Raw genomic sequence first — 26,495 nt, 5'->3', positions numbered from 1 at the left:
TGATGAATCTACTTCATATTTTTTCTCCTGCCACGGTTGCAAATGTTTCTTGTGGTTTTGATGCAATGGGTTTTGCTTTAGATACTTTGGGAGACGAAATGATCTTTAAAAAGAATAACTCACTTAAAGTAACCATCTCTAAAATAGAGGGCGCCACTTTGCCTTTTGAACCCGAAAAAAATGCAGCAGGTATTGTTGCTCAAAAAATGCTGTTAGATTCAGGAGCAGATTTTGGAGTCGATATCCAGATCTTCAAAAAATACAAGCCGGGAAGCGGTCTGGGTAGTAGTGCGGCAAGTAGTTCAGGGTCAGCTTTTGCAGTAAATGAACTCTTAGGACAAAAATACTCTAATCTGGAGTTAGTGAAGTTTGCCATGCTGGGTGAAGAGGCTGCATGTGGTTCGCAGATAGCAGATAATGTTTCGGCAGCATTGTATGGTGGCTTTGTATTGATACGAAGCTACAACCCATTAGATATTATATCTATTCCAACTCCGGAAGATCTATATGTATCCGTTTTACATCCTCAAATCGAGGTCAAAACGGAAGACGGGAGAAAGGTACTTCCTAAGGAAGTACCTTTAAAAAAGGCAGTAGCACAATGGGCCAATGTAGGTGGGTTGATCAGTGGTTTACATAGCAGTGATTATAATCTAATAGGAAGGTCGTTGAAAGATGGTATTATAGAACCTGCACGAAAATTATTTATACCACACTTTGATCTGGTAAAAGAAAGCGTATTAAAAAGCGGGGCACTTGGAGCCGGGATTTCGGGTTCGGGGCCTTCTGTTTTTGCTTTGTCTAAAGGAAAGAATCTGGCTGAAATAGTAGCAAAAACTATGGATGAGACTTATAAAAATAAAGGAATAGAATACAATATATATGTATCAAAAATTGGAGATCAAGGTACAAGAATACTTAGATAATGGATTATTTTAGTTTACATCATAACGCACCTAAAGTTTCTTTCAGAGAGGCAGTAATACAAGGATTAGCACCCGATAGGGGGCTGTATTTTCCTTCTGAAATTACCCCATTGCCCCAATCTTTTTTTGACACTATCGAAAACCTCGATAATGTTGCAATAGCCTTTGAAGTAATCAAACAGTTTGTATCAAGCGATATTCCTGAAACTGATCTAAAACAGATCGTCAATGAAGTACTTTCCTTTGATTTTCCAATGGTGGAAGTGGAAAAAGATATATATGCATTAGAATTATATCATGGACCAACCCTGGCATTTAAAGATGTAGGAGCCCGTTTTATGGCAAGGTGTCTGGGCTATTTCAACAGTAAAGAAACATCTCAGGAGAATGTAACTGTGCTGGTAGCAACTTCCGGCGATACGGGAGGTGCCGTAGCAAGTGGTTTTTATGAAGTAGAAGGTGTAGAGGTAGTGATCTTATATCCCGGTGGTAAAGTGAGTGATATCCAGGAGAAACAATTGACAACTTTAGGAAAGAACATTTCTGCGTTGGAAGTAAATGGAACATTTGACGATTGCCAGACAATGGTCAAGAAAGCTTTTTTAGACGAGGACCTTTTTGGAAAGAGAAAACTAACTTCAGCCAATTCAATAAATGTGGCGCGATGGTTACCACAAATGTTCTATTACTTTTTTGCTTATAAAAGACTAAAAGGAGTAGGAAAAAAACTGGTTTTTAGTGTGCCCAGTGGAAACTTCGGAAATATCTGTGCCGGAATGATGGCACAAAAATTAGGCTTACCTGTTTACCATTTTGTAACCGGAACAAATGTAAATGCTATTGTGCCAGATTACCTAAAAACAGGAAATTACAATCCAAGACCTTCTATAGCTACCATCTCCAATGCAATGGATGTTGGAGCGCCTAGTAACTTTATTCGTATTCAACAATTGTATGCTAATGATATTGAAAAACTACGTACTAACCTGTCCGGATATAGTTATACAGATGAAGAGACAAGATTCGCTATGCAACAGCTCTTTTCAGAAAAAAAATACATTGCAGATCCGCATGGAGCGATTGGGTACCTGGCTTTAAAAGAATATTTAGAGGATCAGGAAAACTGCCTCGGAGTTTTTCTGGAAACGGCTCATCCGGTAAAGTTTATGGATGTCATCCCTAAAAATATTTCTAATGCTATTGAAATTCCGGAAACTGTTCGGTCTATACTTGATAAAGAGAAAAAGGCCGAGAAGATCTCGACCTATTTACAATTAAAGAACTATTTAATTAACTAATCTTCAGGTGTTTATTTTTATAAACCTATCATATGCACTTATATAATGGTAGATTGTCCCAAGTGAATATTCGCAAAATTTATATTGGTATCTTCTGGGTTTAGAATATAGTCTTCAATAAAGTCACCTACTTTTTCTGTTGTAATGCCTACTTTTTCTGAACGTAGATCCGGAGTAGTAATATTTAATTCCAGAGACTTGTCTACAGCATCCTCTATGCGAGAGGCCTCTTCATGAAGCCCGAAATGTTCCAACAGCATAGCAGCGGACAGAATAGAAGCTATTGGATTAGCAACACCCTTACCTTTACCTTGCGGAAAAGAACCATGAATAGGTTCAAACAATCCAATTTTTCCTCCAATGGAGGCAGAAGCCAATAATCCAATGGACCCGCCTATCACACTCGCTTCATCGCTAATGATATCTCCAAACATATTTTCGGTAAGGATAACATCGAATTGTTTTGGATTTAAGATCAATTGCATTGCAGCATTATCTACAAATAGAAAATCCAGCTCCACATCTTCATAATCCAATGCTATTTCTTTTACTACTTTACGCCATAGGCGTGAACTTTCCAATACATTGGCTTTATCGACAAGTGTTACCTTTTTACGTCTGGACCGGGCTGCTTTAAAAGCCAAATGAGTAATACGCTCGATCTCCTCTTGTGTATATAAACAAAGGTCGGATGCCTCTGTCCCTTCTTTGTTTAGTTTCTTTTCTCCAAAATAAATTCCACCAGTCAACTCCCGGTAGATACTTATGTTTGTTCCTCTAATGTTCCCTTCTTTTAAAGGCGATCTGTCCAATAACGTCTCATATGCTTTTACAGGGCGAATATTTGCATACAGGCCTAAGATTTTACGTAGTGCCAATAATCCTTGTTCGGGACGTACTTTAGCTGAAGGGTCATTGTCATATTTTGGGTCACCAATAGCGCCAAATAAAATGGCATCACTGGCCTTACACAAATCTAAAGTTTCTTCAGGGAGTGGATTTCCGGTTTTGTTAATTGCTACGGCTCCAACAAGAGCTGATTTAAAGTTGAAGGTATGGCCAAATTCCATAGCAATAGCTTTCAATACTTTAATGGACTGTTGAATTACTTCCGGGCCAATTCCATCACCAGGTAATACAGCAATATTTAATTTCATTTTTTTTATAAACAATTATTTAATTCAAAGGTTTCAATCTTCTTTCGTTTGCTCAACAAAAAATCAATATCATCATACCCATTGACCATACACATTTTTTTATAGGGATCGATTTCAAAAGTTTCAGATAAGTTGTTACCTATCACTGAAATGGTTTGAGCTTCCAGATTTACTTCAATTTCTGTTTTTGGGTCATTTTTCAACAGCTGCATCATTTTTTTCAGAAATATTTCAGAAACTTGAATGGGCAATAAGCTATTGTTCAATGAATTACCTTTAAAAATATCGGCAAAGTAACTGGATACAATTACTTTGAATCCATATGCTTTTAGTGCCCAGGCAGCATGTTCTCTACTGGAACCGCAGCCAAAATTATTTCCTGCAACAAGAATGCTACCGTTAAAATCTTTGTTGTTTAGAATAAAGGAATCATTCACATTTCCGTTTTTATCATACCGCCAGTCCCGAAATAAATTGTCCCCAAACCCTTTCTTATCGGTTGCTTTTAGAAAGCGATCCGGAATGACCTGGTCTGTATCAACATTTTCTATTTCCAAAGGAATGGCTGTGGACTGTAACTGCTCGAATTTTTCCATTAATTGAGGTGTTTTGTAATATCAATGATCTTTCCTTCTATTGCAGTGGCTGCTGCTACCAACGGACTAGCTAATAGGGTACGAGCACCTTGCCCTTGACGGCCTTCAAAGTTTCTGTTTGAAGTAGAGATGCAGTATTCTCCTTGTGGAATTTTGTCTTCGTTCATTGCCAGGCAGGCAGAGCATCCCGGTTGTCTTAACTGAAACCCTGCTGCTTCAAAAATGTCTTGTAGTCCTTCTTCAACGATTTGTGCTTCCACTTGTTTACTACCTGGGACAAGCCAAGCAGTCACGTGTTCTGCTTTTTGTTTTCCTTTTACAAAATTTGCTGCTATGCGGAAATCTTCAATTCTGGAATTTGTACAACTTCCGATAAACACATAATTAATAGTTTTTTCGAGTAAACTCTCTCCGGCTTCAAAGCCCATATAGTCAAGTGCTTTTTTAAAAGAGTTGTCATTGAGCATCGGAATGTTTTCTGAAATCTTAATCCCCATCCCGGGATTGGTTCCATAGGTAAGCATAGGTTCTATAGCTGATGCATTAAAACTATATTCTTTGTCGAATACAGCATCTTTATCGGTAGAAAGTGTTTTCCAATATGCTACTTTTGCTTTAAAATCCTTTCCTTTAGGAGCAAATTTTCTCCCTTTTATATATGTAAAAGTAGTTTCATCCGGAGCGATCATGCCACCCCGAGCTCCCATTTCAATACTCATATTGCAAACGGTCATACGGCCTTCCATGCTCATATTTTCAAACACTTCCCCAGCATATTCGCAAAAATAACCGGTGCCTGCATTGGTTCCGATCTGGGAGATGATATAAAGGATGATGTCTTTAGGAAGTACTCCTTTTTTTAGTTTTCCATTAACGGTGATCCGCATTTTTTTTGGTTTTTTCAGTAATAAGCATTGACTGGCAAAAACCTGGGCAACCTGACTGGTGCCAATTCCAAAGGCAATGGCTCCAAATGCTCCATGTGTTGAGGTATGACTATCGCCACAAACAATGGTCGTTCCCGGTTGTGTAAATCCTAATTCAGGGGCAATGACATGGACAATGCCATTATATTTGTGTCCTAATTCGTATAAAGTGATTCCATTCTTTTTACAATTAACAGATAACTGTTTTAATTGCTTACGGGATAATGAATCCTTTACAGGTAAGTGCTGGTTGACAGTTGGTGTATTATGGTCTGCTGTGGCTATGATCTGGTCCGGACGGAATATTGAAATCTCACGTTCTTCCAATTCCTGAAAAGCTTGCGGACTTGTAACTTCATGTATCAGGTGTTTATCTATATATAGAACCTGTGGCCCGTCTTTTATTGAATCAACCACATGTGCATCCCATACTTTATCAAATAGTGTCTTCTTCATTTAAGCTGAAATAATTTGCTGGTATACCTTACTTGTTTCAATGATTTCATGAATATCCCGGTCTTCCACTTCTTTTTTCCGATCCGCAAAACGGAGAAAATTCGTATAAACCTCATCTAGCTGAAGCTTGGTCAATTCGTAACCAACTTTCTTAGCCCTGTATGCCAATGCGGCTCGCCCGCTACGAGCTGTGAGAACGATAGCAGACTGGGTAACTCCAACTTCTTTGGGGTCAATGATTTCATAGGTGTCACGTTTCTTTATAACTCCATCCTGATGAATTCCGGAACTGTGCGCAAAGGCATTTGCTCCTACAATTGCTTTATTTGGTTGTGTATAGATTCCCATATGTTCAGAAACTAACTGACTTATACCAAATAATTCTTGTGTTTTAATATTTGTATCAAGGTTGAGATAAGGATGTTGCTTTAAGATCATAACGACCTCTTCCAGAGCTGTATTTCCTGCTCGTTCTCCAATACCGTTAATGGTACATTCTATTTGGCGTGCTCCATTGATAACACCTTCAATAGAGTTGGCAGTTGCCAGCCCCAGATCGTTATGGCAATGACAGGATAGGGTCGCTTTTTCAATTCCTTTTACATTTTCTTTTAGGTATTTAATCTTTTCACCATATTCATTGGGTAAACAATAACCTGTAGTGTCCGGGATATTTAAAACCGTGGCACCCGCTTTTATAGCAGCTTCACAAACTTTAGCCAGATACCAATTTTCGGTTCTACCGGCATCTTCCGCATAAAATTCCACGTCTTCAACAAACGTTTTTGCGTAGCTTACAGATTGGTAAGCACGTGTAATAATTTCATCACGCGTTAGTTTGAACTTATATTTTATATGAGAATCTGAAGTTCCAATACCTGTATGGATTCTTGGTTTTTTGGCATGTGTTAATGCCTCGGCTGCTACTTTTATATCATTCTGAACGGCCCGTGTAAGACCACAAACCGTAGCGTTTTTTACAATTTTAGAGATCTCTTCTACAGACTTGAAATCACCGGGGCTTGATACCGGAAATCCAGCCTCAATAATATCCACACCTAAATCATCCAGTTTCTCCGCGATAACCAACTTTTGTCGGGTATTCAATTTACAGCCTGGAGCTTGTTCGCCATCGCGTAGCGTAGTGTCAAAGATTTGGACGTTGGTACTTGACATTTATCAAAATATATTTTCTTATTGTGATACGAATGTATATTTTGGAAATCTCTAAAGAGTATATTTCAGTTTCGTTTTTACGATGTTTAAAACATAAATATTTTACGTATGTATCTGAAATATAACAAGTTGAAAAAGATCATATTATTATGACTAAAGATCAAAAAGATAATTTATTTATGTTGGTGAAGTCACTAACGAAATCTGAAAAACGCCAATTCAAACTTTATGTAGGTCGTTTGGGAGTTAATAATGACTCTAAATTTTTGAATTTATTTAGTGTTCTTGAAAAGTTAAATGTATATGATGAGGCTCAAATTTTAAAAAGTGGAATTTTTAAGAAACAACAACTCGCAAATGTGAAGGCACATTTATATAAACAAATACTTATAAGCTTAACACTAAATCCTTCTCATCAGAATATTAGGTCCCAGATTAGGGAACAGCTCGACTTTGCTTCTATTTTATACCACAAAGGGCTTTATAAGCAGAGTTTAAAACTCCTTGGAAAAGCAAAGGAGGTAGCTATTCAGAATGAAGAAAAGAATCTGGCCTATGAAATAGTTGAATTTGAAAAAATAATTGAATCTCAATATATTACAAGAAGTATAAATGGCCGGGCAGATGAGTTGACAATTCAGGCAAAAGAGCTTAGTGCTGCAAATACGATTGCCAGTAAACTGTCAAATCTATCATTACAACTGTATGGAATTTTTTTAAAAACCGGTTATGTGAAGAGTGAAGATGAGAGCAAATCTATTTCCGGTTATTTTATAGAGCACTTACCTGAATATGATATAGAAGTACTTGGTTTTAGGGAAAAATTATGGTTGTACAAAGCGTATTTGTGGTATAGTTTTTTGCTTCAGGATTTTTTGAATTGCTATAGATATTCAATGAAATGGGTAGATCTGTTTTATCTGAATCCAAAAATGATCAGCCTGAATCCTGTTTTTTTCTTAAAAGGAAACAACTATTTACTGGAGTCTTTATTTTTTCTTCAAAATCCGGAAAAATTTTTGGCGGCCCTCACTAAATTTGAATCGATTGTAGCTGAAGAATCCTTTCCGAAGGATGAAAATGTTGAAGCTTTGTCCTTTTTGTATTTAAGTACTAATAAAGTGAATGTACATTTTATGGATGGAACCTTCACAGAAGGATTGACCTTGATTCCGGAAATAGAATCAAAACTGGCCATTTATAAGAATCGGATAGACGAACATCACATTATGACTTTATATTATAAGTTTGCGTGTATTCACTTTGGCTCCGGAAACTATAGAAAAACTATTGAATATTTAGGAAAGATCATCTCAAATAAGTCCCTTTCCATGCGAGAAGACTTACTTTGTTTTTCGAGGGTCTTAAATCTGGTTTCACATTATGAAGCAGGACTGGACTATCATTTGGAAACTCTTATAAAAAGCACATATCAGTTCCTAATTAAAATGAATGATCTGCATGAAGTACAAAAAGAGATGATAAAATTTATAAAAGGACTTCAGGATATTTATCCTCATGATATTAAAAGAGCTTTTAAAAATTTACATGAAAAACTGAAACCTTTTGAGGACCACCCCTATGAACGTAGAGCTTTTCTATATCTGGATATAATTTCCTGGTTAGAAAGTAAAATTGAAAATAAGCCTGTGAATCAAGTTATTAGAGATAAATATTTGGCTCAAAAAGAAAAACAATAGCTTGTAGAATGAAAAAAGTTTAAAAAAAATTTGGTTTATAACTTTTTCTAACTGAATATTTGTGTTCACAAAGTTCAAAACTTTATTGAAATGTTATCAAGAAAGGTGGAGGGATTAGACCCTGTGAAACCTTAGCAACCCTTTCTCTTGAAAGAAGGTGCTACATTCTACAATAATTTTCCGGATATAGGAAAATTAGTGATAGATAACGACACGACATTTTTTTATATTGTCTAATCATTCTTTTTAACATTTTTCTGGTAAAGTACACCTTAGGGTGCATTTTGACTTTTGTTTTAATTATTTATTAACTCAAAAAGAAAGAAAAATGAGTGCAACAAAAATTATCCATTCGATCCCAAGCGATCCGTTGACAGGTGCCATTTCCGTGCCTGTTTACCAAACATCAACCTTTATACAGGAGGCTCCCGGTGTTAACAAAGGCTTTGATTATGCCAGAAGCAATAATCCAACCAGAAAAACACTGGAAGACGTTGTTGCTAAACTGGAAAATGGCCATTCCGGTTTTGCATTTTCAACCGGATTGGCAGCTATTGATGCTGTTCTAAAACTACTATCTAAAGGAGATGAAATAGTAGCGGTAGATGATATTTACGGTGGGGCATATCGCCTCTTTACACATGTGTACCAAAAACTTGGAATTACTGTAAACTATGTAGATACTACAGAAGTTGACAATGTAGCCGAAGCTGTAACAAGTAAAACAAAGTTAATCTGGATCGAGTCTCCTACAAATCCCACGTTAAAGGTTTCAGATATTGCAACGATTGCAAATATTGCAAAAAGTGTGAATGCTCTTTTGGTAGTCGATAATACATTTGCTTCCCCTATTGCGCAAAAACCTATTTCTCTGGGTGCAGATATTATAATTCATAGTGGAACAAAATACATTGGCGGACACTCGGATCTGGTAGCTGGCCTGGTTGTTACAAAAACCCAATCACTTTCAGAAAAACTAAAGTTTATCCAAAATGCTTCAGGAGGGATCTTGGGTCCATGGGATTGTTTTTTAACGATCAGAGGAATAGAAACACTTGATATTCGGTACAAAAAACAATGCGAAAATGCCTATAAAGTTGCAGCTTTTCTGAAAGATCAGGAAGCTGTTCAGGAGGTATATTACCCGGGCTTAGAGACTCACAAAAATCATGAAATCGCAAAAGCTCAACAAAACGGCTTATTTGGAGGGATTGTTTCCTTTAGCTTATCTAATGATACTCAAGAAGCTGCCAATCAATTTGTAACGAGCACAAAATATTTCAAATTGGCCGAAAGCCTTGGAGGGGTTAAAAGTTTGTTGTGCCATCCTGCACAAATGACACATGCTTCTATTCCAAGAGAGGTGCGATTGAAATCCGGAATTAAGGATTCTTTAATACGTCTTTCATGTGGTATTGAAAAGGCAGAGGACCTTATATCTGACCTGTCTCAGGTTTTTAAAAAGATTAATAATACAAGAGATATCCTTTTTGTCTAAAACCTAAACCTATGAGTGTTTTATTAAAAGATAAATCTAAATCCTTGATAGATTTGGAACAGATAAAAAAGAAAAAGGTCAACCTTGCCATTTTTGGACATGGAAATGTTGGAAGTATTTTAATTGATCAAATAATCGCATCAAGTAAAGATATTTCCAAAAGAAGGGATATTGAACTAAAGATCTTTGCGATTGCTAATTCCACTTCTGTTTTGTTAGAAAAAAACGGAGCTGCCTCTAATTGGAATGAAACAAAAAACAGAAAAGGAGTTTCTTATGCTGTAGAAGATGTTATTGCTTTTGCAAAAGCCAATAATCTGGAAAACCTTATAGCAATAGATAATACCGCAAACCAGAATTTTGTTTCTAATTACAAATCTCTGATAGAACAGGGTTTTAGTTTGGTTTCTTCAAATAAGATCGGCAATACTCTGGATTTTAATTTTTATAATGAATTGAGAGGATTGCTTTCAGAAAACAATAAAGAGTATTTATATGAGACCAATGTTGGAGCAGGATTACCCTTAATAGATACTATTAAGCTATTACACCTTTCCGGTGAAAACATTACGAGAATAAAAGGGATCTTTTCCGGCTCTCTGAGTTATTTGTTTAATCATTTTTCAGAAAAAGAAAAACCATTTAGCTGTATACTTCAGGAAGCTATCAATGAAGGCTATACCGAACCTGATCCCCGTGAAGATCTATGTGGAAACGATGTGGGAAGAAAATTGCTGATACTGGCCAGAGAGTTGGATTTACATAATGAGTTTAAAGATGTTCAAATTGAAAACCTGATTCCAAAAAACCTTCAATATGTTAGTGATGATGTGTTTTTAGGTAATCTCCAGCAATTAGATAGCTTATATCATGATATCAAAGCCAGTCAAAAACCTGGTTATGTATTGAGGTATGTTGGTGATCTACGCGGAGACCTTTCAAATAATAATGGGGCTATTTTGGAGGTTAAGTTGGTTTCAGTCCCAAAAAACAGTATGTTAGGTCAGGTAAAAGGTAGCGACTCTATCTTCGAAATATATACAGAAAGCTATGGCGAAAACCCTATTGTAATTCAGGGAGCCGGAGCCGGAGCCGCGGTAACTGCAAGAGGTGTTTTTGGAGATATTTTACGCTTAAGTGATAAATTAAATTAAAAGTATATGAATGTAACCCTAAACAGAATTAACGAAGATTACCTTTTTGAAGCCAAAGGTCCCAATGATGTTTCAGTTTTTATTGATAATAAAACTGAAGATACCGTAAAGGGTGCCAGCCCCATGGAACTATTACTCATGGCAGTTGGCGGTTGTAATGCCATTGATATTATTTCGATCCTTAAAAAACAAAGGCAAGAGGTCACTTCTTATAAAATAGAAGTAGCGGGGAAACGCAAAGAAGTGAAAGAAGCTAAACCTTTTGAAGCTATTCACGTAATTATTGAGTTGGAAGGTGTCATTGCAGAAGAAAAAGCGAAGCGGGCTGCTGCTTTGAGCTTTGAAAAATATTGTTCGGTATCCATCACCTTAGAGGGATCTGTTGAAGTTACATATCAAATAGTGTTAAACGGAAAGACAATATGAGTGTATTAAAAAAAGCGTTGCAAGAAAGAATTCTCATTCTCGATGGAGCCATGGGTACCATGTTGCAGCGCTATAATTTTTCTGAGGAAGATTTCAGAGGAGATCGTTTTAAAGATTTTCATACCGATGTGAAAGGGAATAACGATCTGCTATCCATTACCCAGCCACAGGCAATTGGCGAGGTACATTATAAGTATTTTGAAGCTGGGGCAGATATTGTGGAAACCAATACATTTTCCGGAACAACCATAGCAATGGCAGATTATGATATGGAGGACCTGGTGTATGAATTGAATTTTGAATCTGCCAGAATCGCAAAACAAGTCGCTTTAGAGTTTACCCAAAAAGAACCTAATAAACCAAGATTTGTTGCTGGGGCAATGGGGCCTACCAATAAAACGGCCAGTATGTCTCCGGATGTAAATGACCCGGGGTTTAGAGCAATTTCCTTTGACCAATTACGAATTGCATATAAACAGCAAGCTGAAGCACTTATTGACGGAGGGGTTGATATTTTACTAGTAGAAACAGTATTTGATACTCTCAATGCAAAAGCAGCTTTGTTTGCTATTGAAGAGATTAAAGAGGAAAGAAGTTTAGATATCCCGGTAATGATTAGCGGTACGATCACTGATGCTTCGGGGAGAACTCTTTCCGGACAAACGGCAGAAGCATTTTTGATTTCAATTTCGCACATTCCATTATTGAGTGTGGGTTTTAATTGTGCGCTTGGGGCTAAACAACTAACTCCTCATCTGGAAGTCATTTCAAGGCGAACCCAATTGGCAGTTTCTGCCTATCCAAACGCCGGACTACCAAATGCATTTGGAGCATATGATGAAACCCCGGAGCAAATGGCTTCACAGATCAAGGAATATCTGGATAAAAAGCTAATTAATATTATCGGAGGTTGTTGCGGAACCACCCCTGAACATATTAAGGCTATAGCTAAGATTGCTTCGGAATATAAACCGAGGGCTTTTCAAATTAATGAACAATCAATCACCGCATAATGGTAGAACAAATCCCGGCACATATTGAGAATAACAGATACCTGAAACTTTCCGGATTAGAACCTTTAATAATTACTCCGGAGAGTAACTTCATAAATGTAGGGGAGCGAACCAATGTTGCAGGTTCCAGAAAATTTTTAAGACTCATTAAAGAGGGAAATTTTGAAGAAGCACTATCCATTGCACGGCATCAGGTAGAAGGCGGAGCACAGATCATTGACATTAATATGGATGATGGTTTGATAGATGGAAAAGAAGCCATGGTTAAATTCTTAAATCTGGTTATTGCCGAGCCGGATATTGCAAGAGTTCCCATCATGATCGATAGTTCTAAGTGGGATATTATTGAAGCAGGATTGCAGGTAGTACAAGGAAAGTGTGTTGTAAATTCTATCAGTTTAAAGGAAGGTGAACCAGAATTTATACGTCAGGCAAAACTTATTAAACGCTATGGCGCTGCTGTTATCATTATGGCGTTTGATGAAGTAGGACAAGCAGATAATTATGAACGCCGTATTGAAATAGCAAAACGCAGTTACGATATTTTAGTAAATCAGGTTAATTTTCCTCCAGAGGACATCATCTTCGACCTGAATATATTTCCTGTCGCTACAGGAATGGAAGAACACCGTAAAAATGCTGTCGATTTTATTGAAGCCACTCGCTGGGTACGTAAAAACCTACCTTACTGTAGTGTAAGTGGTGGTGTGAGTAATGTTTCTTTTAGTTTTAGAGGTAATGATACCGTACGTGAAGCCATGCATTCTGTTTTTTTATATCATGCTATTCAGGCGGGCATGAATATGGGTATTGTAAACCCGACAATGCTGGAAGTATACGATGATATTCCAAAAGACCTGTTGGAATATGTGGAAGATGTAATGTTGGACCGAAGGGACGATGCAACAGAACGTTTACTTGATTTTGCCGAATCTGTCAAACAAACAACCAGAGAGAAAACAGTTGACGATTCATGGCGAAAAGAACCACTTCAAAATAGAATTACCAGGGCTTTGGTAAAAGGAATAGATGAATTTATAATAGAAGACGTAGAAGAAGCACGACAGAATGTAACCAAACCAATTGAAGTAATTGAAGGACATTTAATGATTGGGATGAATGTAGTAGGAGATCTTTTTGGAAGTGGAAAGATGTTTTTGCCGCAAGTAGTTAAATCGGCTCGGGTTATGAAAAAAGCGGTTGCCTATTTATTGCCTTTTATTGAAGCGGAAAAAGATGGAGAAACCTCTTCGAATGGAAAAATATTAATGGCAACCGTTAAAGGGGATGTTCACGATATAGGAAAAAACATTGTAGGAGTTGTTTTGGGGTGTAATAATTATGATATCATTGACTTGGGCGTGATGGTTCCACCGGAAAAAATTATAGAAGAAGCAAAACAACAAAAAGTAGATATTATTGGCCTTAGCGGATTGATCACTCCCTCTTTGGACGAGATGGTCTTTTTGGCCAAGGAAATGCAGCGGCAAGACTTCAAGGTCCCTCTATTAATTGGGGGTGCTACTACCAGTAAAGCACATACAGCTGTAAAGATCGACCCTCAATATGAAAATGCTGTAGTTCATGTCAATGATGCCTCAAGAGCAGTGACAATTGTTGGGGATTTATTGCAAAAGGAAAACTCACAATATTTCAAGGAAAGTTTAAAAGATGATTATGCGGTATTTCGGAATCGTTTTTTAGAACGTCAAACTGCTAAAAACTACCTTTCAATTGAACTAGCCCGTGCAAATAAGTATAACATAGATTGGAAGGCTTCAGAAGTTATAAAACCTAAGGAAATTGGGATTCAGGTACTGAAAGATTTTGATTTGAAAATCTTAGAAAGTTATATTGATTGGAGTCCTTTTTTTAGAAGCTGGGACCTACATGGCAAATATCCCAAAATATTGAAAGATGAAGTGGTCGGTGTGCAGGCTTCAGAATTATTTAGAGATGCGCAAGAGATGCTTCATAAAATTATTTCTGAAAAATTACTTGAAGCAAAAGCAGTCTTTGGATTATTTGAAGCAAATACGGTTAATGATGATGATATTGAAGTGACAGTTGCTTCTGAAGGAGAATCAGAAAAAAAATATTTCAGAACTCTGCGTCAACAAAGTAAAAAAGCAGAAGGGAGGCCCAACATTGCGTTGTCCGATTTTATAGCCCCCAGAGCATCAGGAATTCAAGATTATATAGGCTGTTTTTGTGTTTCTACAGGATTTGGGTGCAAAGAGTTGGCTTCAATCTATGAAGCTCAGCATGATGATTATAATGCCATTATGGTAAAAGCTCTGGCAGACCGTTTGGCCGAAGCTTTTGCTGAATATTTACATGAAAGAGTGCGTAAGATTCATTGGGGTTATGCATCTCAGGAAGGTCTTTCGAATCGGGAATTAATCGAAGAAAATTACAAAGGAATTCGCCCGGCTCCAGGGTATCCGGCTTGTCCGGATCATCTTGAAAAAGAGACTATTTGGGAAATATTGCAAGTAAAAGAACACATTGAGGTAGAGCTTACAGAAAGTTTAGCGATGTGGCCGGCAGCATCAGTTTCCGGGTACTATTTTGGTAATCCGGAAGCACGTTATTTTGGAGTAGGTAAAATAAAGGAAGATCAGGTAGCAGATTTTGCAAAACGAAAAAAAATTGATTTTAAAATAGCTGAAAAATGGCTAAAAACTAACATCGCAGATTAATGAAAGTAATAGAACACATAAAAAATGCCAATGGGAAAACACAATTCTCTTTTGAGATTTTACCTCCTTTAAAGGGACAGAATATTCAGTCTATTTTTGATAGTATAGATCCTTTAATGGAATTCAACCCTCCTTTTATCGATGTAACGTACCATAGGGAAGAATATGTGTATAAGGAACGTGAAAATGGACTTTTGGAAAAGAAAATTGTGAGAAAAAGACCGGGTACTGTGGGAATTTGTGCGGCTATTCAAAATAAATATCAAGTAGATGCGATTCCTCATATTTTATGTGGAGGTTTTACAAAAGAAGACACAGAGAATTTTCTAATTGATCTGGACTTTTTAGGAATTGATAACGTAATGACTTTACGAGGAGATGCTGTTAAAAATGAAACTTATTTCTCCCCGGAAAAAGAAGGGCATACCTATGCTGAAGAATTAGTAAAACAAGTAGAAGCGCTTAACAAAGGAAAATATCTGGATGCTGAAATATTAAATCAGGCACAAACAGATTTTTGTATTGGTGTAGCTGGCTATCCCGAAAAACATGTGGAGGCCCCTAATCTGGAAAGTGATATTCATTTTTTAAAAAGGAAAATTAAAAATGGAGCATCTTATATTGTAACACAAATGTTCTTTGATAACGAAAAGTTTTTTCGTTTTGTGGCTAAATGCAGGGAAGCGGGAATTACAGTCCCAATAATCCCGGGGCTTAAACCTTTGTCTTCAAAAAAACAGTTGAATATTATTCCGCAACGATTTAATGCAGACCTGCCGGAAGATCTGATTAAAGAAGTTTTAAAGTGTAAAAATAACGAAGAAGTTCGAGAAGTGGGAATTACTTGGTGTACAATGCAGAGTAAGGAGTTAATGACAAAGGATATTCCTTTTTTACATTACTATTCTATGGGTAAAAGTGACAATATTAAAGCAATTGCATCGCAATTATTTTAAAATATTGTATGTTTAATTAATATTTTTGTTAGCATGTTATCTCGAAAAACAAAATACGGACTTAAAGCATTGACCTTTCTTGCAAAACAAAAGGTGCAAGATCCTGTACAGATTTCTGTGATTTCTGAATCTGAAAACATCTCTCAAAAATTTTTGGAAAGCATATTATTGCTACTTCGCAAAGCCGGTTATCTTGAATCTAAAAAAGGAAAGGGAGGAGGTTATTACCTATTGAAAGAGGCTAAAGATATTCCAATTTCAGGAGTCTATAGAGTTTTAGAAGGCCCCATAGCAATGGTGCCGTGCGTAAGTCTAAATTTTTATAAGAAATGTGATGATTGTCCGGATGAAGAAAAATGTAGTGTTCATAATCTAATGCTACGCGTACGGGATAATACATTACAAATTTTTGAGAATACAAGTTTAGCCGATCTCATAAAAGATTAATTGATAACCCATACTATATCTTCAGAGAAGATAACTTCTTTCAAAATTCAATTACTATAAGTCGTCTGAAGTCTAGAAAATCTACGATTTAACTGTAGTGCAATTTTGCTATTTTTACAATATGAACAATGCACTTCCATCAAAGGAGACCCTTACTCACGTATCTAGAATTACCAGACCTTATTTACATAGAACTCCGGTTTTTACTTCGTTATTTTTAAACGAACTCTCTGGAGCAGATGTTTACTTTAAATGTGAGAATTTTCAAAAAATGGGTGCTTTTAAAATGCGTGGTGCCGCAAATGCCATTCTTCAATTAACCGAAAAGCAGAAGAAGGCTGGGGTAGTAACACATTCTTCAGGAAACTTTGGACAAGCGATCTCTTTAGCAGCAAAAAATCTTGGGGTAAAAGCTTATGTAGTAATGCCTTTTAATGCACCACAGGTTAAAAAGGATGCTGTGGAGGGGTATGGAGGGATAATTACCGAATCTGAAGCGAGCTTGGCAGCTCGTGAAACTGAAGCAAAAAAAATACAGGAAGAAAAAGGGGCAACTTTTTTACACCCTTCCGATAATATCGATGTAATATTGGGAAATGCAACAGCTACTGTAGAATTACTGGAAGAGTACCCGGATCTGGATTTTGTTTTTACACCAATAGGAGGCGGGGGATTGATAGCAGGAACCTCATTGGCTGTTCACCATTTTGGGAATAATTGTAAGACTATTGGAGGAGAACCACTTGAGGCGGATGATGCCTACCGATCTCTAAAAAGCGGAAAAATTGAAATCAATAGATCTGTTAATACCATTGCGGATGGGTTAAAAACCAATTTGGGGACTATTAACTTTCCTATTATTAAGCAATTGGTAAATGATATTATCAGGGTTAATGAAGAAGAAATCATTTTGGCAATGCGTTATATATGGGAGCGAGTAAAAATTATTGTTGAACCTTCGAGTGCCGTTCCATTTGCAGCATTACTTTGTGAAAAAGAAAGATTTAAAGACAAAAAGATTGGTATTATTGTCTCTGGGGGTAATGTGGATGTTTCTTGCCTGCCATTTTGAGTTTAAAATGAATTTTATTTCTCTTTCCAATTTTTAGGATTAGTGTATATTTACGGCTCTTTAAAAGACATGAAGAATACTTTTTACTTGTTAACCGTAATTCTTTCTCTTCAATTTACCATTGCTCAACAGAATGAATTAAAATTTCATTCCATCGAAGCCGATTATTTTTATGGAAGTATCATGGAGCATAATCCGGATATTTCACATTTAATAACAGATCATCCAACAGGGATAATTCTTAGTTATAATCGTAAAACATATGGATTTAATGAATGGGAGAGCCGTTATAACTTTCCGGATTGGGGTTTTACATTTGCCTATCAGGATATGCAGAATATTTATTTAGGAGAAAATTATTCTGTATATGGTCACTTTAACTGGTATTTTTTGAACCGAAACCTAACTATTAGAATGGGTCAGGGAATTGCCTATACTACAAATCCTTATCATCCTGAGACGAACTTTCAGAATAATGCATATGGAAGTCGTTTTTTAAGCTCTAGTTTTTTGAAGGTAAATTATGTGAAAGAGAACCTTTATAAAGGATTGGGCTTTCATGCAGGATTTGGGATTATACATTATTCAAATGCAAATTTTAAAGCACCAAATAATAGTACAAATACATTGTTTTTCAATGCCGGAATGAGCTACCAATTTGACCCCTTAAGTTTTCCAAATCGTATCCCTTTGGGGTCGTGGCGAAGTTCTAATTATGCTGAACGAATAAAATTTAACGCAGCTCTTCGAACAGGTGTAAATGAAGCCGATGTAAATGGTCTTGGCCAATTCCCTTTTCTCACAGTTTCGGTTTTTGCAGATAAGCGTATAAATTACAAAAGTACGTTTCAAGCTGGAGTAGATTTTTATTTTTCCGGATTCTTGGAGGAACTTATCAGGTATCGTTCAATAGCTTTCCCTGAAGATGGATTAACCGGCGATGAAGATTACAGGCGAATAGGTGTTTTTATCGGCCACGAATTACGATTTAACAGGGTCGCCTTTGTATCTCAATTAGGATATTATGTATATTGGCCTTATGAATTTGAGAATCAAGTTTATAATAGATTGGGTTTAAAAAGGTATTTTTATAAAGACAAACTATTTGCAGGAATAACAGTAAAAGCTCATTGGGCTAAGGCCGAAGCCGTTGAATTTAGTATAGGAACCCGATTATAGTTTTTGAAATGAAAAAAGTAATATACATATTAAGTTTGGTTATTCTTTTAGGCTGTGATTCTGAATATGCGCTAGATTGCATACAAGCCCCTGGAGAAATTGTAGAACAAGAATTTGTTGTAGAAGAATTTAACAGAATACAAGTATGGGAGCGGGTACAATTAATAATATCTCAAGGAGATGTACAAACCGTTCGGGTGGAAACAGGGAAGAACCTTTTGAATGAGATAAAAGTAAAAGTAGAAGATAGTTTACTTACAGTAAGCAATAGAAACAGTTGCAACTTTGTTAGAGGTTATGATGTTACTAAGGTATTTGTGACCTCTCCAAACATAAAACAAATTAGAAATAGTTCCGGGCTAACAGTAGAAAGCATAGGTGTTCTTCGGTTTCCTTTTTTGGATCTGGTATCTGAAGATCGAGTAATTGAAGATGTGTATCACATTGATGGTGATTTTAGATTAAATCTAGATGTTGATTGGTTGAATATCAATGCAAATGGTCTTTCAAAATTTTATTTAGAAGGTAAGGCTTGGGGTGGTTTTTTTGGATTATATGATGGTGATGTGAGAGTAGAAGCTGCTGAATTAGAAATTCAACAACTCAGGTTCTTTCATAGAAGTACTAACAAAATGATTGTTAACCCACAAGAAGCCATTCGGGGAAAAATATGGGGCTTAGGTGATGTAATATCTAAAAACCACCCCCCAATTGTAGAAGTAGAAGAATTTTTTCAAGGGCAACTTATTTTTGAGTAGTTAACTCAATAAATAATTTTTCGAGAGTAGTATTCTTTTGATGCAATTGAAGTATTTTCAATCCATTATCGTGCGCATAATCAAAGACCTTACCGCGCATATCCTGATCTGTATTAAAATGAAGCTGATATACAAAACCCGATATGTTATCTACTTTTGAAATTTTAGGCAGCTGTTGTAAAGCTACTTCTTCTACACGATAATCAAATTCAACTTCAATAATTTGTTCATTACTGTTTTTGAGGTTGCTTAATTTTTTGTCAAGTACTATTTCTCCTTTATTGATGATGATTACCCGGTCACAAATAGCTTCCACTTCTTGCATGATATGTGTGGAAAGTAATACCGTTTTTTCTTTGCCAATACTTTTAATAAGTTCACGAATTTCAATTAATTGATTTGGGTCCAGTCCTGTTGTGGGTTCGTCAAGTATTAATACCTCCGGATCGTGCAATAGCGCATTAGCAAGTCCTACACGTTGCCGATACCCTTTGGAAAGTTGCCCGATTTTTTTATGTGCTTCGGGAGTGAGTCCGGTACGCTCGATTATTTTTTCAACTTCAGTTTTGGAAGTACCATAAATTTCTGCATTAAAACACAGGTATTCCCGAACGTACATATCTAAGTATAATGGATTGTGCTCTGCTAAATAGCCAACGCTCTTTTGTACGTTAAGGGCTTCTTCAGAAACTGTAAAATTATTTACAGTTGCAGTTCCTTCCGTTGCATTCAAAAAGGTAGTAAGAATCTTCATCATTGTAGACTTTCCGGCACCATTAGGCCCCAAAAAACCTACAATCTCTCCTTTTTCAATTGAAAAAGAGACATTGCTTAATGCTTTTTGGCCATTGTAGTCTTTAGTAATATTTTGTACACTTATCGACATGAAATTAGTTTTTCAAAGCTACACAAATAAAAAAGTTGAAAAAAGATTTTGTCCTTTTAAAGTTTTAGCTACTTTAGCTATACATAAACGAACAATGAACAGATTAAGTACATATTTCAATTTTTGGTTTTTCTATTTTACGGAAAGATCCGGGATTGTTATGTAGTTAATAAACATATTAATTATTATGAAAGTCTCGGAATTTTTTCCGGGACTTTTTTTATACACTAAAATTAAAAATTATGAGTATGAAAATTGCAATACAGGGAATAGAAAGTTCTTTTCATGATATGGCAGTGCAACAACTTTTCCCGAATACCGATGTACAATTAATTATGTGCGACTCCTTTGAAAAGGTAACACAGGAAGTATCAAACTTTAACGCAGATCTAGGAGTTCTTGCTATAGAAAATTCCATAGCGGGTTCTATATTGCCCAATTACAATTTAATTGATTCGGGGAACTTCAAGATTGTTGACGAAACTTTTTTAAATATTGATATGTATGTGATGGCTCTGGAAAGTGAATCTATACATGATATTGAAGAAATTCATTCGCATCCTGTGGCATTGCTACAATGCAAGGATTATTTGCAAAGATTTCCCCCACATTGCAAGATAATTGAAGGAAGAGATACTGCTTCGGAAGCAAGACGAATTAAAGAGAAAAATTTAAAAGGGGTTGCCGCCATTGCCGGGAAACAGGTAGCAGAAAAATTCGGATTGAAAATTTTGGATAGTAAAATTCAGAATATAAAGAAAAACCAAACACGTTTCATTGTTATTGGCAGGAAAACTCAGACAGGTGTTGTTGAAGCGAACAAAGCTACCTTAAAATTTGAGTTGAATCACCACGTAGGAAGTTTGTCAAATGTTTTACAATTGTTAAGTACCTTTGACATCAATTTAACTAAAATACAATCATTACCAATCATAGGGAAACCTTGGCAATATGCATTTTTTGTTGATGTGCTGTTTGCAGATTACGCATTATTTAGCGAGGTAACAGCAATACTTGAAAAAGCAGTGAAAGAATTAAAGATTCTGGGGACATACAGGCAAAACCTAAATAGGATGCCCAGCGCCTTAACTAATGTAACAGTAAATGGAGAATAGTAAAAATTTAAAAAATTGGTTAAATGCTTTTGGATTAGAGCATCCTCTTGTAATTGCTGGTCCTTGCAGTGCAGAGACTGAAGAACAAGTACTTAAAATTGCGCATCAGTTAAAAGATACTGACGCAACCGTATTACGAGCCGGTATCTGGAAACCACGTACCCGCCCGGGAAATTTTGAAGGAGTGGGTGCATTGGGATTAAAATGGTTGCAACAAGCTAAAGAAGAAACGGGAATGCTAACGGCTACCGAAGTCGCCAATGCAGATCACGTAGATCTGGCATTAAAACACGATATCGATATTTTATGGGTTGGTGCCCGTACAACAGTGTCTCCTTTTATTGTTCAGGAAATTGCAGAGGCATTAGAAGGGACAGATAAAGTTGTTTTAATAAAAAACCCTGTTAATCCGGATTTGGCCCTTTGGCTGGGAGCTGTAGAGCGTTTTCATGAAGCTAATGTAAAGAGACTGGGAGTAATTCATAGAGGTTTCTCTACCTACGAAAAAACACGTTACAGAAATAATCCCGAATGGCAAATCCCCATAGATCTGCAAAATCGTTTTCCGGACTTACCACTTATTTTGGATCCTTCACATATTGCTGGACGAAGAGAGATTATTTTCGACCTGTGTCAAACAGCATTAGACCTAAATTATGACGGATTAATGATTGAAACGCATCACGACCCGGATAATGCATGGAGTGATGCCAAGCAACAGATTACACCCGAAACCTTGCATCAAATGACGATCGATCTTCGTATTAGAAAGGAAGAAGGAGATGCGATCGAGTTTAAAAATAAGTTGGCAACACTGCGTACTAAGATCGATGTAGTAGACCATAAACTTCTGGAAATTTTGGGAAAACGAATGAAAATTGCAGATGAGATCGGAGGCTTAAAGAAGAAAAATAATGTTGCGATCCTTCAGACCAAAAGATGGAATGAAATTTTAGGAAAAATGATCTTAGAAGGAGAAAACAATAATCTAAGTGAAGAGTTTATTTTAAGAATCTATAAAGCAATTCATCAGGAATCTATAAATCACCAAAAGAAAGTAATTACAAATAAATAAATAAATGTAGTTAAAAAAGGCCCTTGAAAGAGGGCCTTTTTTTAAGAATATCGTAAACTACTGTTTTATTCTTTTAAAAATATATCTTGTAATGAAGATCCCTTGATTGTCTTCTTTACCTGCATCACTCTCAACAGCACTCGCTACAAATGCTAAATCCCATCCTTCAGCAAGCATTGTATTTATTTTTGAAGTGATTAAAGCATCATTAGCAGCAATATTTTGAAAACGGATTCCGCCCAAGTTATAGAAATTTAAAAGTTTGGTTTCTTCGAAATCTTTTACACGAATATTTTTTCTTTTTGACTTATTACGGGTATTATCATCTTCAGTTTGTTCTGAAGTGAATTCTGTATAGTCCCTTTCTGCATTAGCAGATATAATTCTGGACCTGCCCAGTCCGTTAGGAACAATTGATTCTACACTCGTAATTACTTTTACTTCATACTGTTGCGCATTCATATCAAAAGTGAATACAGCAAGCAATACAAATACTGCCACTATTTTTTTCATAATTATAAAATTTAAAGTTTTTTCTACCGTAAAAGTAACCAATTATGGTGCCATTTGTTTTTATTTTCTGAATTTTGCAGTAATGAAAGGTGTTGTCTATAAATCTACGGGAAGTTGGTATACGGTAAAATCGAAACAAGGTGATTTTTATGAATGTCGTATCAAGGGAAAATTTCGTATTGGAGGCATAAAAAGTACTAACCCTGTGGCCGTAGGAGATATAGTAGAATTTCAAGTGGAGACAAAAGGAGATGAAACCATCGGGATCATTTCGAGAATTGAAGAACGAGAGAATTATATTATCCGGAAATCTGTAAACCTTTCGAAACAGACCCATATTATAGCTGCAAATATCGATATTGCTTTTTTGTTAATCACTTTAAATAACCCGACTACATTCACAACTTTCATTGATCGATTTTTAGTGACTGCGGAAGCCTATCATATTGAAGCTGTTTTACTTTTTAATAAAATAGACACCTATAATGAGGATGAATTACAGGAAATTAAATTTTTAGCAGCCTTGTATCGAAATATAGGATATGAATGTATAGGTATTTCTGCAAAAACAGGAAAGAATATTGATAAAGTAAAAGCCTTAATGGCTAATAAAGTTTCAATGTTTTCGGGGCACAGTGGTGTTGGTAAATCTACTTTGATCAATCATATAGAAAAAGAACTGAATTTAAAAACTTCTGAAATTTCCGAACAACACCAACAAGGACAGCATACCACCACTTTTGCAGAAATGTTCGACCTTTCTTTTGGAGCTCAAATAATTGATACACCGGGTATTAAAGGATTCGGAATTGTGGAGATGGAAAAAGAAGAATTGGGAGATTATTTCCCCGAGTTTTTTAAACTAAAGGGATACTGCAAATTCAACAATTGCTTACACTTGGAAGAACCAAAATGTGCGATTAAAGAAGCTTTGGAAAAAGAAGAAATTGCTTGGTCACGTTACAAAAGTTATCTTCAGATCATGGAAGGTAAAGAAGAAAACTATCGAAAAGATACTTATAATCAATGAGAGCTGTAGTACAAAGAGTAAAAGAGGCTTCGGTTGCTGTTGAAGGCGAAATTGTATCTAAGATTGAAAAGGGCTTTCTCATTCTATTAGGTATAGAAGCAGAAGATCTACAAGAAGATATTAATTGGCTGGCAGGGAAAATTGCCCGCCTTCGTGTTTTCTCAGACGAAAACGGGGCGATGAATAATTCAATATTGGAAATTAACGGAGACGTGATCGTTGTAAGCCAGTTTACCTTGCATGCAAGTACCAAAAAGGGAAATAGACCTTCTTTTATAAAAGCTGCTCGTCCGGAAATTGCAGTCCCATTATACGAAGCATTTGTAACCCGGTTAGAGAAGGAGCTAAATAAAAAAATACAAACAGGAGTCTTTGGTGCTTTGATGAGTGTAACCGTTATAAATGATGGCCCTGTTACTATTATGATCGATTCAAAAAACAAGGAGTAATACTTTTATAGTATAAATTTATGGAACTCTAAAAATTATGAAATACACAATCACGCTTTTACTGTTATTATTTATTTCTGAATTCTATGGGCAGCATTATAAATTTGACGATGTGACCGTTCAAGAACTCTCAAAAACTCAAGATGATGACTTTCCAGATGCACCTGCAGCAATCTTACATAGAGATATTACGTTTGAATATGGCAAAGTTTTATATGTTTCAGAACGGATTAAAATATACAATAAGGAAGGCTTTGAATATTCTAATTGGGAAACTCAGTTTGATGATATAGAATCTTTGCGGGCTTATATCTATAATCTTGAAAATGGACAAGTGGTTCAGACCAGAGTTGGCAAAGAAAATATTTTTAAAGAAAAAGTAGATAATGATACCGAGATCACAAAAATTGCTTTTCCTAATGTAAAAGAAGGCTCAATTTTAGAACTTCGTTATAAGGTAGAGTATATTGGGATGCGTTACATTAATACTCAAGCTTTTATCCCTACAAAGAGGTTGAAAATTTCGATTAGGAATCCAAATCATTTTCGACTTAAGGTTACAGAGAATCCTTTAAGTAAGGTTTTCTTAACTAGAAATGAGAAAAACTCTGAGTTTATATTTCTTGGGAAGAACATTGAACCTTTAAAAAATGAAAAATATGTTAGTAATATAAACAATTATAGAGGTAGAATCTTTATTGAAAAAGTTTGGTTAAGTAGTGACAGATGGCTAAATACATGGGCAGATGTAGCCAAAAGCTATAATGATTATAGTTGGTTTGGAGGTGAACTTAAAAAAGACGGAGGTATTTACAAAAAAGACTTAAAAAACCTTATAGGAGTAGAAACTGACCCCTTAGAAATTTCAAAAAGAATATATTACTTCGTGCAAAAACGAATGACCTGGGATAATTATTATAGCAGAGGTTGTAATAATATGCGAAAAATATATATTGATAAAGAAGGAGATACAGGAGATATTAACCTTTTGCTTACTTCTATGTTACGAAAAGCTGGTTTAAAAGCAAACCCGGCATTAATTGCTTCAAAAAACCGGGGATATATTTTGTTTCCTACCATTAAGGGATTTAATAATCTTATAGCAACTGTAGAGATAGATGACAAAATTTATTTATTGGATGCTTCTCAGAAAAAGGCTCCATTTGGATTGTTACCTGAAAATCTAATTAGTGGAAATGGATTGATTGTCTATAAGGATGATACTTTTAAAATAGTGTTGACAAACGAGATGCCAACTTCGAAGAATACTACTATAGTTAAAGCATCGATTAATGCAGATGAGTTATCAGTAAACGGAGATGTAGCTACTAGAATTAATAATCATTTTGCATGGAATTTTAGAAATAAATATGATGTTTCCGGAGGAAAATCTTATAAAGAAACATTAGAGAAAACCTATAAGCTTTTGACGGTTTCAGGTTTAGAAAAAAAGAATTTTGAAGATGTCGAAAAGCCAATTAGTTACTCATATAGTTTTGAACTTGATGATTCCATTGAAGTAATAAACGGTGATCTTTATTTTGAACCTTTATTGTACTTTGGTGTTACCGAGAACATTTTTAAAGAAGAGGATAGAAAATTCACAATAGATTATGAATATCCTTTCTCAAAAAATTATATAATCAATTATCAAATACCTGAGGGATATACTGTAAAAAATTTACCCGAAGCAAAAAATATTGTTATTGAAAATAACATTGGGTTCTTAAAATATAATGTCCTTTCTGCTGATAATATGATTCAAATATCATTTACAATTCAAATTAACCATGCTTTAATTCCAGCCAGTTACTACAAAGGATTAAAAGCATTATATGCAGAGCACTTTAAAATTTCAAAATCAAAGATTGTTCTTTCAAAAAAAATATAAAAAAGAATAATAGGCTTTGTTTGAGACCTTAAGTTTTGAAAGTAAAAATTAGTTACAATATTATTGTGTGTTAAAATATCTTGTTATCTTGAAAGC

At 35.7% G+C, this 26,495-nt stretch carries 23 protein-coding genes, 1 pseudogene and 1 riboswitch; of the genes and pseudogenes, 18 read left to right on the top strand and 6 right to left on the bottom strand.

The genetic code is table 11. The features are described from left to right. Nucleotides 1-2 precede the first annotated feature (2 nt). On the top strand, nucleotides 3-926 hold the full coding sequence (locus ACY2RT_RS05585; RefSeq protein ID WP_490154892.1) for a homoserine kinase: 924 nt from the start codon (nucleotides 3-5) through the stop codon (nucleotides 924-926). Beyond that, a complete protein-coding gene (gene thrC / locus ACY2RT_RS05580) occupies nucleotides 926-2,224 on the top strand; it encodes a threonine synthase (protein ID WP_490154891.1) in 1,299 nt (432 codons plus the stop codon). Before ACY2RT_RS05585 ends, thrC begins: the two co-directional genes overlap by 1 nt. A 38-nt stretch (nucleotides 2,225-2,262) precedes the next feature. Here the strand turns inward: thrC and leuB are convergent, their stop codons facing one another. Genes leuB through ACY2RT_RS05560 form a run of 4 tightly spaced genes read right to left on the bottom strand, consistent with a single transcriptional unit; the run spans nucleotide 2,263 to nucleotide 6,535 of the window. Further along, complete coding sequence (gene leuB / locus ACY2RT_RS05575) at nucleotides 2,263-3,381, bottom strand: 3-isopropylmalate dehydrogenase (protein WP_490154890.1); 1,119 nt, start codon at nucleotides 3,379-3,381, stop codon at nucleotides 2,263-2,265. A 5-nt stretch (nucleotides 3,382-3,386) separates the two neighbouring features. After that, nucleotides 3,387-3,977, bottom strand: coding sequence for a 3-isopropylmalate dehydratase small subunit (leuD, locus tag ACY2RT_RS05570; RefSeq protein WP_490154889.1), 591 nt, complete (start codon nucleotides 3,975-3,977; stop codon nucleotides 3,387-3,389). After that, on the bottom strand, nucleotides 3,977-5,359 hold the full coding sequence (gene leuC, locus ACY2RT_RS05565) for a 3-isopropylmalate dehydratase large subunit (protein ID WP_490154888.1): 1,383 nt from the start codon (nucleotides 5,357-5,359) through the stop codon (nucleotides 3,977-3,979). Before leuC ends, leuD begins: the two co-directional genes overlap by 1 nt. Beyond that, nucleotides 5,360-6,535 carry a 2-isopropylmalate synthase gene (locus ACY2RT_RS05560; RefSeq protein ID WP_490154887.1) on the bottom strand — a complete coding sequence of 392 codons (1,176 nt, stop codon included), beginning with the start codon at nucleotides 6,533-6,535 and terminating at the stop codon, nucleotides 5,360-5,362. It abuts the gene before it with no gap. A 149-nt stretch (nucleotides 6,536-6,684) separates the two neighbouring features. Here ACY2RT_RS05560 and ACY2RT_RS05555 point away from each other — a divergent pair, with 149 nt between their 5' ends. The 11 genes and pseudogenes from ACY2RT_RS05555 to ACY2RT_RS05505 all read left to right on the top strand — a co-directional run bounded on the left by ACY2RT_RS05555 (nucleotide 6,685) and on the right by ACY2RT_RS05505 (nucleotide 19,440). After that, complete coding sequence (locus ACY2RT_RS05555) at nucleotides 6,685-8,235, top strand: hypothetical protein (protein ID WP_490154886.1); 1,551 nt, start codon at nucleotides 6,685-6,687, stop codon at nucleotides 8,233-8,235. A 90-nt stretch (nucleotides 8,236-8,325) separates the two neighbouring features. Then, a riboswitch (SAM riboswitch) is annotated at nucleotides 8,326-8,447 on the top strand. A gap of 116 nt (nucleotides 8,448-8,563) precedes the next feature. Further along, nucleotides 8,564-9,733 carry a trans-sulfuration enzyme family protein gene (locus ACY2RT_RS05550; RefSeq protein WP_490154885.1) on the top strand — a complete coding sequence of 390 codons (1,170 nt, stop codon included), beginning with the start codon at nucleotides 8,564-8,566 and terminating at the stop codon, nucleotides 9,731-9,733. A gap of 71 nt (nucleotides 9,734-9,804) precedes the next feature. Beyond that, a pseudogene (locus ACY2RT_RS05545) lies at nucleotides 9,805-10,887 on the top strand (homoserine dehydrogenase family protein); the annotation flags it as partial. Nucleotides 10,888-10,893: 6 nt separating this feature from the next. Next, nucleotides 10,894-11,313, top strand: a complete 420-nt coding sequence (locus tag ACY2RT_RS05540) for an OsmC family protein (RefSeq protein WP_490154884.1) — start codon at nucleotides 10,894-10,896, stop codon at nucleotides 11,311-11,313. Further along, nucleotides 11,310-12,326, top strand: coding sequence for a homocysteine S-methyltransferase family protein (locus ACY2RT_RS05535; RefSeq protein ID WP_490154883.1), 1,017 nt, complete (start codon nucleotides 11,310-11,312; stop codon nucleotides 12,324-12,326). The genes ACY2RT_RS05540 and ACY2RT_RS05535 overlap by 4 nt, the downstream gene beginning before the upstream one ends. Next, nucleotides 12,326-15,028: a methionine synthase gene (metH, locus tag ACY2RT_RS05530; RefSeq protein WP_490154882.1), complete on the top strand. Its 2,703-nt coding sequence runs from the start codon at nucleotides 12,326-12,328 to the stop codon at nucleotides 15,026-15,028. The genes ACY2RT_RS05535 and metH overlap by 1 nt, the downstream gene beginning before the upstream one ends. Further along, nucleotides 15,028-15,984, top strand: coding sequence for a methylenetetrahydrofolate reductase [NAD(P)H] (gene metF, locus ACY2RT_RS05525; protein ID WP_490154881.1), 957 nt, complete (start codon nucleotides 15,028-15,030; stop codon nucleotides 15,982-15,984). Before metH ends, metF begins: the two co-directional genes overlap by 1 nt. A gap of 33 nt (nucleotides 15,985-16,017) precedes the next feature. After that, on the top strand, nucleotides 16,018-16,431 hold the full coding sequence (locus tag ACY2RT_RS05520) for an RrF2 family transcriptional regulator (RefSeq protein ID WP_490154880.1): 414 nt from the start codon (nucleotides 16,018-16,020) through the stop codon (nucleotides 16,429-16,431). 121 nt (nucleotides 16,432-16,552) lie between these two features. After that, the gene (locus ACY2RT_RS05515; RefSeq protein WP_490154879.1) at nucleotides 16,553-17,503 is read left to right on the top strand and encodes a threonine ammonia-lyase; all 951 of its coding nucleotides are present in this window, start codon (nucleotides 16,553-16,555) and stop codon (nucleotides 17,501-17,503) included. A gap of 69 nt (nucleotides 17,504-17,572) precedes the next feature. Then, complete coding sequence (locus ACY2RT_RS05510) at nucleotides 17,573-18,682, top strand: acyloxyacyl hydrolase (protein ID WP_490154878.1); 1,110 nt, start codon at nucleotides 17,573-17,575, stop codon at nucleotides 18,680-18,682. 8 nt (nucleotides 18,683-18,690) lie between these two features. Continuing rightward, nucleotides 18,691-19,440 (top strand): head GIN domain-containing protein, encoded by a 750-nt coding sequence (locus ACY2RT_RS05505; protein ID WP_490154877.1) that lies wholly within the window; start codon nucleotides 18,691-18,693, stop codon nucleotides 19,438-19,440. On the opposite strand, the gene gldA is transcribed toward ACY2RT_RS05505, so the two are convergent. Beyond that, complete coding sequence (gene gldA / locus ACY2RT_RS05500; protein WP_490154876.1) at nucleotides 19,427-20,326, bottom strand: gliding motility-associated ABC transporter ATP-binding subunit GldA; 900 nt, start codon at nucleotides 20,324-20,326, stop codon at nucleotides 19,427-19,429. The two genes, ACY2RT_RS05505 and gldA, sit on opposite strands and share 14 nt — an antisense overlap. A gap of 248 nt (nucleotides 20,327-20,574) precedes the next feature. Here gldA and ACY2RT_RS05495 point away from each other — a divergent pair, with 248 nt between their 5' ends. Both ACY2RT_RS05495 and ACY2RT_RS05490 read left to right on the top strand, forming a co-directional pair. Continuing rightward, nucleotides 20,575-21,441, top strand: coding sequence for a prephenate dehydratase (locus tag ACY2RT_RS05495; protein WP_490154875.1), 867 nt, complete (start codon nucleotides 20,575-20,577; stop codon nucleotides 21,439-21,441). Further along, nucleotides 21,431-22,516 (top strand): chorismate mutase, encoded by a 1,086-nt coding sequence (locus tag ACY2RT_RS05490; RefSeq protein ID WP_490154874.1) that lies wholly within the window; start codon nucleotides 21,431-21,433, stop codon nucleotides 22,514-22,516. The genes ACY2RT_RS05495 and ACY2RT_RS05490 overlap by 11 nt, the downstream gene beginning before the upstream one ends. A 57-nt stretch (nucleotides 22,517-22,573) precedes the next feature. Here the strand turns inward: ACY2RT_RS05490 and ACY2RT_RS05485 are convergent, their stop codons facing one another. Then, nucleotides 22,574-23,029: a hypothetical protein gene (locus ACY2RT_RS05485; RefSeq protein ID WP_490154873.1), complete on the bottom strand. Its 456-nt coding sequence runs from the start codon at nucleotides 23,027-23,029 to the stop codon at nucleotides 22,574-22,576. Nucleotides 23,030-23,111: 82 nt separating this feature from the next. Between ACY2RT_RS05485 and rsgA the strand changes: the two genes are divergently transcribed. The 3 genes from rsgA to ACY2RT_RS05470 are packed head-to-tail and all read left to right on the top strand — an operon-like array spanning nucleotide 23,112 to nucleotide 26,399. Then, nucleotides 23,112-24,059 carry a ribosome small subunit-dependent GTPase A gene (rsgA, locus tag ACY2RT_RS05480; protein WP_490154872.1) on the top strand — a complete coding sequence of 316 codons (948 nt, stop codon included), beginning with the start codon at nucleotides 23,112-23,114 and terminating at the stop codon, nucleotides 24,057-24,059. Then, the gene (gene dtd / locus ACY2RT_RS05475; protein WP_490154871.1) at nucleotides 24,056-24,508 is read left to right on the top strand and encodes a D-aminoacyl-tRNA deacylase; all 453 of its coding nucleotides are present in this window, start codon (nucleotides 24,056-24,058) and stop codon (nucleotides 24,506-24,508) included. Before rsgA ends, dtd begins: the two co-directional genes overlap by 4 nt. Before the next feature lie 37 nt (nucleotides 24,509-24,545). Then, nucleotides 24,546-26,399 carry a DUF3858 domain-containing protein gene (locus ACY2RT_RS05470; protein WP_490154870.1) on the top strand — a complete coding sequence of 618 codons (1,854 nt, stop codon included), beginning with the start codon at nucleotides 24,546-24,548 and terminating at the stop codon, nucleotides 26,397-26,399. Nucleotides 26,400-26,495: the final 96 nt, after the last annotated feature.

It is taken from the genome of Ulvibacter sp. 2210JD10-4 (genome assembly GCF_058148525.1).
This window is presented reverse-complemented; position numbering and strand designations above follow the sequence as displayed.